A 7579-nucleotide genomic window follows, 5' to 3' on the forward strand; every position below is an offset into this window, starting at 1 on the left:
TAATTAATGAAATGTTAATCATTGTTAAAGAGCGTTAAACCATTTTTCTACATAATTTTTTCAATTAATTTTACGTTAAATAACTTAAACATAAATTCTAATTATGAAAAGATTTTCAGCCTTATTTTTAGTGTCATTATTAAGCGGCGCTATTACCCTTGGTGCTTACAAGTTATTATTTGAAAGCAACAATTCTTTTTTTGGAAAAGGAAATTCTGTTGTAACCCTTGCCCCGGATTCCTACGGCAAAAATGTTGCACTGTCTGCTGAAACTGTCGACTTTACAGCTGCAGCCGATAAAACAATTCATACTGTTGTGCACGTAAAAAATGTCTCTCGACGAACCGTAAGTAATCCGATGATGGAATTTTTCTACGGTTACGGAGGACAACAGCAGCAAGAACAGGTCGGAACCGGCTCCGGTGTTATTATTTCTGAGGACGGCTATATTGTAACCAACAATCACGTGATTAAGGATGCATCCGAAATTGAAATTACTTTAAACAATAAAAAATCGTACACGGCCAAACTTATTGGTACTGATTCGAAAATGGATATCGCATTATTAAAAATCAATGCTGATGAAAAACTTCCTTACACCGCTTTTGCAAATTCAGATTCTGTAAAAATTGGTGAATGGGTTTTGGCAGTTGGAAATCCATATAATCTAACTTCAACCGTAACAGCCGGTATCGTATCGGCGAAAGCCAGAAATCTGGATACTAATGGAATTCAGTCTTTTATCCAGACCGATGCTGCCGTAAACCCCGGAAATAGCGGTGGTGCACTGGTAAACACCAGAGGGGAACTAATCGGCATCAACACTATGATTTCATCAATGACAGGATCTTATGTTGGATATTCGTTCGCTGTTCCTTCTAATATCGCCCGAAAAATTATCGAGGACATTATGGAATTCGGAAATGTTCAAAGAGGAATTTTAGGTGTTGAAGGAGGAGAATTAAATAGTACGGCCTCAAAAGAATTGGGAATTACCCAAACACAAGGTTTCTATGTTAAAAAAGTGACCAAAAATTCAGGAGCTGAAAAAGCAGGACTTGGAGCAGGAGATATTATTATAAAACTGGACGAACAAAATATTGCTACTTATGCCGATCTTTCAGGATATATCAATACAAAACGTCCAAATGATGTTGTAAACGTAACCTACATTAAAGACGGAAAAACGAAAACAGTTCCGGTAACTCTAAGCAAAAATGAATTTTACAGTGCTGAATTTAAAGGAATAGAATTAGAAAATATTGATGCTGCTGATAAAAAGAAATTCAGAATTGATTACGGAGTAAAAATCAGAAGCATTTCAAATGAGAATCTGATGCAATATCAGAATGAACTGCAAGGCAATATTATTTTAAGTATTGACAATGTAAAAGCGACAAATGTTGAAACTGTTTCAAAACTTTTAAAACAAAAAGACGAAGGACAGAGTGTACGTATTGAAATGATCAATAAAAGCGGAGAAATTCTCCGAATTATTATCTAAAATTAGTCTCAGTTTTTAGTTACAGTCTCAGTCAGACGCTGTGACTGAAAACTGAAAACTGGGACGAAAATAACAACTTCAAAAGCCATCTTAAAAAATAAGGTGGCTTTTTTTATTTTCGAAAATAAATGCTAAAATAGTTTACGAAATCGATTGAAATGGATACTTTTGCGCAAAATTTTAAAATAGAACCCTATTTATTTTTTCAAATTTTCAATTATGAGCAAAAAAACTTTATACCAAAAAGAAGTATCACTTCAAGTCGACCGAAGGAGAGCTGGTGTCGAATTAATTAAAATCATAAGTGATTTATGGTATGACAAATCCATCGAAATGGTGCTGTTCAAAAATCAATTATTGGATAAAAATGTCAGCGATATTATCAACCTGCATCAGTATGCCGGAGAATTTGTCGGGAAACCTATTACCATTTTTGATTCCGTTGAAATCGCTCAGGTTATTTTATCATTAGATCTTCCTCCTGCAAAATTAGACTTAGGAAAGCTAACGTACGAGTACCGTTTGGAAGATGAAAAATATCCCGATGCCAGATATTTTGTTCTGGATAAATTGAAAAAAGCAAAATCATCAGAAGAAATCCAGCCCAAAGACGTAGTGCTTTATGGCTTTGGAAGAATCGGCCGATTATTAGCAAGAGAGCTAATGTCAAAAACCGGAAAGGGAAATCAATTGCGCCTGAGAGCGATTGTAACCCGTGACACAAATGATGTTAATAGCTTAGAGAAACGAGCTTCTTTATTACGCTATGATTCCATCCACGGAGATTTTCAGGGTTCTGTGACCACTGACCCAAAAAATAATGCTTTGATTATCAATGGCACTACCGTTCACATGATTACGGCAAATTCCCCTGAAGAAATAGATTATACACCATATGGCATCAATGACGCACTGGTTATTGACAACACCGGTGTATTTACTACCGAAGCGGCTTTAAAAAGGCACTTAACCTCAAATGGTGTCAGCAAAGTTTTACTAACAGCTCCCGGAAAGGGAGTTCCTAATATTGTTCATGGTGTCAATCACAATGATTATAATCCCGATGAAATCCATATTTTTTCGGCAGCATCCTGTACTACTAACGCCATTACACCGGTTTTGAAAGCTATTGAAGATACTTTGGGAGTTGTGAAAGGCCATTTGGAAACCATTCATGCCTATACAAACGATCAGAATTTAGTCGATAATATGCACAAAAAATACCGCCGCGGAAGGGCAGCTGCTTTAAATATGGTTATAACGGAAACCGGAGCAGGAAGTGCGGTAGCAAAAGCATTACCTTCTTTGGAAGGAAAATTAACGTCTAATGCGATAAGAGTCCCCGTTCCAAACGGTTCCCTGGTAGTCCTTAATTTAGAAGTAAAAAAAGCAACAAGCATTGCCGGGATTAATAAAATAATGAAAAAGTATGCTCTGGAAGGAGAATTGGTAGAGCAGATTAAATATTCCCTAAACAATGAATTAGTTTCATCGGACATTGTTGGAACTTCAGCCCCATCCATTTATGACAGCAATGCTACCATTGTGGCTAAAGATGGGAAAAGCATAGTGCTCTACATTTGGTACGATAACGAGTATGGCTACAGTCATCAGGTAATCCGTTTAGCCAAGTATATTGCCAAAGTAAGACGGTTTACATATTACTAATATAAACCAAAACCAATTATTGCTAAAAACCACCAGGTATTCCTGGTGGTTTTTAGTTTTATTATATTGGTAAAACTGTGGTACTCTTCACTTCCGAAATCACAAAAACCGTATTGATCAGAGAAACTTCAGGCAAAACAGACAATTTTTTCTGGTGAAAATGATGATAGCTTTCCATATCCGGAATGATAATTTTGAGCATATAATCAAAGTTCCCCGAGACATAATTGCATTCTACAACCTCAGGCAAATTCAAAATAGACTGATTAAAACCTTCCGAAGTATCATAGGTTTGTTTGGTCAACGTAACCTGACAATAAACCGTGAGATTATTTCCTAATTTTTTCTTGTTTAAAATCGACACATACTTCTCAATAACTCCCTCTTTTTCAAGACGTTTCACCCGATCATGAACCGGAGTTAAGGATAAATTGATCTTGTTTGCAATGTCTTTTAAGGTATAGTGCGCATCTTCCTGCAAAAGACGTAAGATTTTTTTGTCAGTTTCATCTAAAGCCATAACGAAAACGTTTTATATTTTGATTAAAAATAAGTCATTTTTTCTTTTTTGGAAGATGAAACCATTTCCAAACAGAATATTTTTCTGTAAAAATACTAAATAAAATAATATTTTCTTATTTATCAGCGGATTATCAATAATATATTCTCTAACTGTAAATTTGTAAAAACAATTTCAAAAAACAAAAAAATATAACGATATGATAATAGGTGTTCCAAAAGAAATCAAGAATAACGAAAATCGTGTAGCATTAACTCCGGCTGGTGTTTCTGAAATGAAAAAACACGGACATGTAGTTTACGTTCAGGCAACTGCAGGTTTAGGTAGCGGTTTTGCCGATAGTGAATATGCAGATGCAGGTGCAACCGTTTTGGCAACTATCGAAGAAGTTTATGCCATTGCTGAAATGATCATTAAAGTAAAAGAACCTATTGCTTCTGAATATCCATTAATCAAAAAAGATCAATTACTTTTTACATACTTTCACTTTGCTTCCTCTGAAGAACTGACTCATGCCATGTTGGAAAAAGGAGCAGTATGTTTAGCTTACGAAACTGTTGAGAAAGCAGATCGTAGTTTACCATTATTAGTTCCAATGTCTGAAGTTGCAGGTCGTATGGCTATTCAGCAAGGAGCTAAATACCTTGAAAAACCATTAAAAGGAAGAGGAATTCTTTTAGGTGGTGTTCCAGGTGTGCCACCGGCAAAAGTTTTAGTACTTGGTGGAGGAATCGTTGGAACACAAGCTGCAAAAATGGCTGCTGGTTTAGGAGCTCAGGTTACTATTATGGATTTAAGCTTGCCACGTTTACGTCAGTTAGATGATATCATGCCTGCGAATGTGAATACAGAAATGTCTAATCATTATAACATTACAAGAGCAATTGCTGATGCAGATTTAATTGTGGGTGCTGTTTTGATCCCAGGAGCAAAAGCACCTCACTTAATTACTCGTGATATGCTAAAATTAATGCGTCCGGGAACTGTTGTTGTTGACGTAGCGGTAGATCAGGGTGGTTGTATCGAGACTTGTACCCCAACGACTCACGAGAATCCTACTTTTATTATTGATGATATTGTTCACTACTGTGTAGCGAATATGCCGGGTGCTGTTCCTTACACCTCTACTTTAGCTTTAACAAATGCAACTTTACCATACGCATTGCAATTAGCAAACAAAGGATGGGAAAAAGCTTGTGCTGAAAATGAAGAATTGAAAAAAGGATTAAATGTTGCGAATGGAAAAATCCTTTATAAAGGAGTTGCTGAAGCTTGGAATCTTCCTTTTAACCAAGAATTAGTGTTAGCAAACGCATAGTGCTAACATTAAATAAGTGCTTACTAAAACACTAAATGTAAAAGGCTTTTCTTAATTGAAAAGCCTTTTTTATATTACAAAAAACTTGTTGTAAAACAGTTTTTATTATTTTTTAGCAGAAATGATTTCTTTTTCATTTAAAACTTCCTGCATTACTTTAGCTTCAGTACTATTAGGAAAAGAAACTTTTATTTTTTGAGCAATTGTCGGTGCAATTTCAGTTATAGCCTTTTTATCGTACGATTCTCCTTTTTTGATATGCCATCCGTAAAAAATTGCAGGAACATGCGTATCATAACTATAAGGTGTGCCGTGTGAAGTTCCTGTAGTTGAATATTCAATATCTCCAGGCTTATCAACAATAACTAAATCACCATTTTGAGTTACATCATAACCTTTTGCCACAAAGTTTAAGTAATAATCATTTCCGGAATTGGCCATTATCTCTTCTTCTGTGTATACTTTTTTGACTTGAGGCTGAGCAATTAAAAAATCTTTAAAAGCCTTTTTAACATTTATTAGATCCAATCCCTTTTCTTTAATGATTTGTTTATTGAAGAATACATTAAAATTAGAATAGTCTAAAATTAAATCTGCTCCGAAAGTTTTAGCTGAGAAATCCTGCATGCTTTGCTTAACGTCTTTTGAAGGATAATTATCAACATTATATTTATGATCTTTTAAGTAGATTACGTTTTCAGCACCAGCATGATCAGCAGTCAGGAAAAGCAAATAATTATCTTTCCCAACCGTCTTGTCCAGATAACTTAAAAAGTCAGCTATAGTTTGGTCCAGTCTCAAATACGTATCCTGAAGCTCCATAGAACGAGGTCCGAGTAAATGGCCTACATAGTCTGTAGAAGAAAAGCTCACTGTCAGGAAATCGGTAATATTGTCCTTCCCCAAACTTTCGTTTTCAACTGCTTTCATAGCAAACTCTGCCAATAAATCGTTTCCATAAGGAGTTGCTCTTAAAATACCGGCATCATTTTTCTCATACATTTTTTTTAAATCATAAGGAAAAACCGGTGCTGCACTACCATACAACTTGCCTTCATACGGATTATTATCCGGAAGGCTCTCGTTATATGTATCCGCTGGTTTGTATAAATTCCATCCTTTATTGATATAAGGCAAATAATGCTTCTCATTATTAAATTGAGTAACCCATTCCGGTAACTTATCCCCATAAAAAGTACTGGAAATAAAAGAACCTGTTTTACTATACCAGAAAGCCCAATTTGCAAAATGGCCTGCAGGCAATATGGCACCACGATCTTTTAAACTAATACCAATCACTTTTCCGGCAAAATTAGTCGCCATTCTTACTTCATCAGTAATAGTTGTACTCTGTAAGTTTTTGGGAGACATTGCGCCCTCTTCAACTGTACCGTCTCCAAGGGTTTTAACAGATGCATCATCAGTACAGTAAATGTTTTTACCAAGGGTTCTGCTAAACCATTCATTACCTACAATTCCATGGGTTGCAGGTGTAGTCCCTGTATAAATAGAAGCATGCCCCGGAGCAGTATAAGTAGGCATATAATTATAATGCATATTCTGAAAAGTATATCCATCATTCATTAATCTTTTAAACCCATTTGGCGAAAAATCATCAGAAAACCGATATAAATATTCCATTTTCATTTGATCTACTACAATACCGACAACTAATTTGGGACGTTGTTGAGCACTTAAATTTGAGATAACAAATAATGTCAACAATACAATACTTTTTTTCATACTTCAATTATAATTTAAATACAAAAATACAGATTCACATTTAGATAGGCTAACCCACCATAATTTAAAACCTAAAATTGATTATAATTTAACAGAATCTCAACTTGGTCTATCATCATATATTTCATTTTGGCGTTTCCCTACGGGCCGGGCTCTTCGCTAAATCTTTTGCGGGAGTGGTTTGGGGTTGCTGCGCGAGGGCTTTCGGGATTCCGCAAAAGGATATCGCTGCGATCCCTAACGCACTGAGGTATAAATACAAAATTCCAATTCCGATAGCCATCGGGACAAGCACCAAATTCCAATACTTGCCGCATAGCTTTGCGCCCTTTGCGATTTTTATAGGATTTAGTAAACCCTTTTGCGTGCTTTGCGGTTAAAATCCACCCAACAAATCATTTTTTAAAACATCATCAGGTATTCTGTTTGGGCGTTTCCCTTCGGGCCGGGCTCTTCACTAAATCTTTTGCGGGAGTGGTTTGAGGTTGCTGCGCCAGGGCTTTCGGGATTCCCGCAAAAGGATATCACTGCGATCCCTAACGCACTGAGGTATAAACACAAAACTCCAATCCCGACAGCCATCGGGACAAGTCCCAAATTCCAATACTTGCCACACAGCTTTGTGTCCTTTGCGATTTCAGAGGATTTAGTAAACCCTTTTGCGTGCTTTGCGGTTAAAAATCCACGAATCGATATAAACAAAAAACCCCGTTTCGTTAGAAACAGGGTTTTTAAAAGAAAGGCGACGACCCCCGATAGTCCCGATAGCTATCGGGAGGGCTCCCGCATAACTGCAGTATTTCGAAAACAAAAAATCCCCATCAAA

Annotated in this window: 6 protein-coding genes; 3 read left to right on the plus strand and 3 right to left on the minus strand. The window is 36.2% G+C overall.

The window, feature by feature from the left end:
- The first annotated feature begins 103 nt into the window (after positions 1–103).
- Complete coding sequence (locus tag LPB89_RS19300) at positions 104–1504, plus strand: trypsin-like peptidase domain-containing protein (protein WP_230703285.1); 1401 nt, start codon at positions 104–106, stop codon at positions 1502–1504.
- A 219-nt stretch (positions 1505–1723) separates the two neighbouring features.
- On the plus strand, positions 1724–3172 hold the full coding sequence (locus tag LPB89_RS19305; protein ID WP_230703286.1) for a glyceraldehyde-3-phosphate dehydrogenase: 1449 nt from the start codon (positions 1724–1726) through the stop codon (positions 3170–3172).
- Between the two features lie 61 nt (positions 3173–3233).
- On the opposite strand, the gene LPB89_RS19310 is transcribed toward LPB89_RS19305, so the two are convergent.
- Positions 3234–3692 carry an Lrp/AsnC family transcriptional regulator gene (locus LPB89_RS19310; protein WP_127339627.1) on the minus strand — a complete coding sequence of 153 codons (459 nt, stop codon included), beginning with the start codon at positions 3690–3692 and terminating at the stop codon, positions 3234–3236.
- 199 nt (positions 3693–3891) lie between these two features.
- On the opposite strand from LPB89_RS19310, the gene ald reads away from it, so the two are divergent.
- Entirely contained in the window at positions 3892–5010 is a 1119-nt protein-coding gene (gene ald / locus LPB89_RS19315; RefSeq protein ID WP_230703287.1) for an alanine dehydrogenase, read from the plus strand.
- Positions 5011–5115: 105 nt separating this feature from the next.
- Here the strand turns inward: ald and pafA are convergent, their stop codons facing one another.
- Positions 5116–6753: an alkaline phosphatase PafA gene (gene pafA / locus LPB89_RS19320; RefSeq protein WP_230703288.1), complete on the minus strand. Its 1638-nt coding sequence runs from the start codon at positions 6751–6753 to the stop codon at positions 5116–5118.
- Between the two features lie 646 nt (positions 6754–7399).
- Positions 7400–7579, minus strand: a 180-nt coding sequence (locus tag LPB89_RS19325; RefSeq protein ID WP_230703289.1) for a hypothetical protein, incomplete at its 5' end; no start/stop codon positions are given.

The sequence above is a fragment of the Flavobacterium sp. ENC genome (genome assembly GCF_020991415.1).
Taxonomy (GTDB): domain Bacteria; phylum Bacteroidota; class Bacteroidia; order Flavobacteriales; family Flavobacteriaceae; genus Flavobacterium.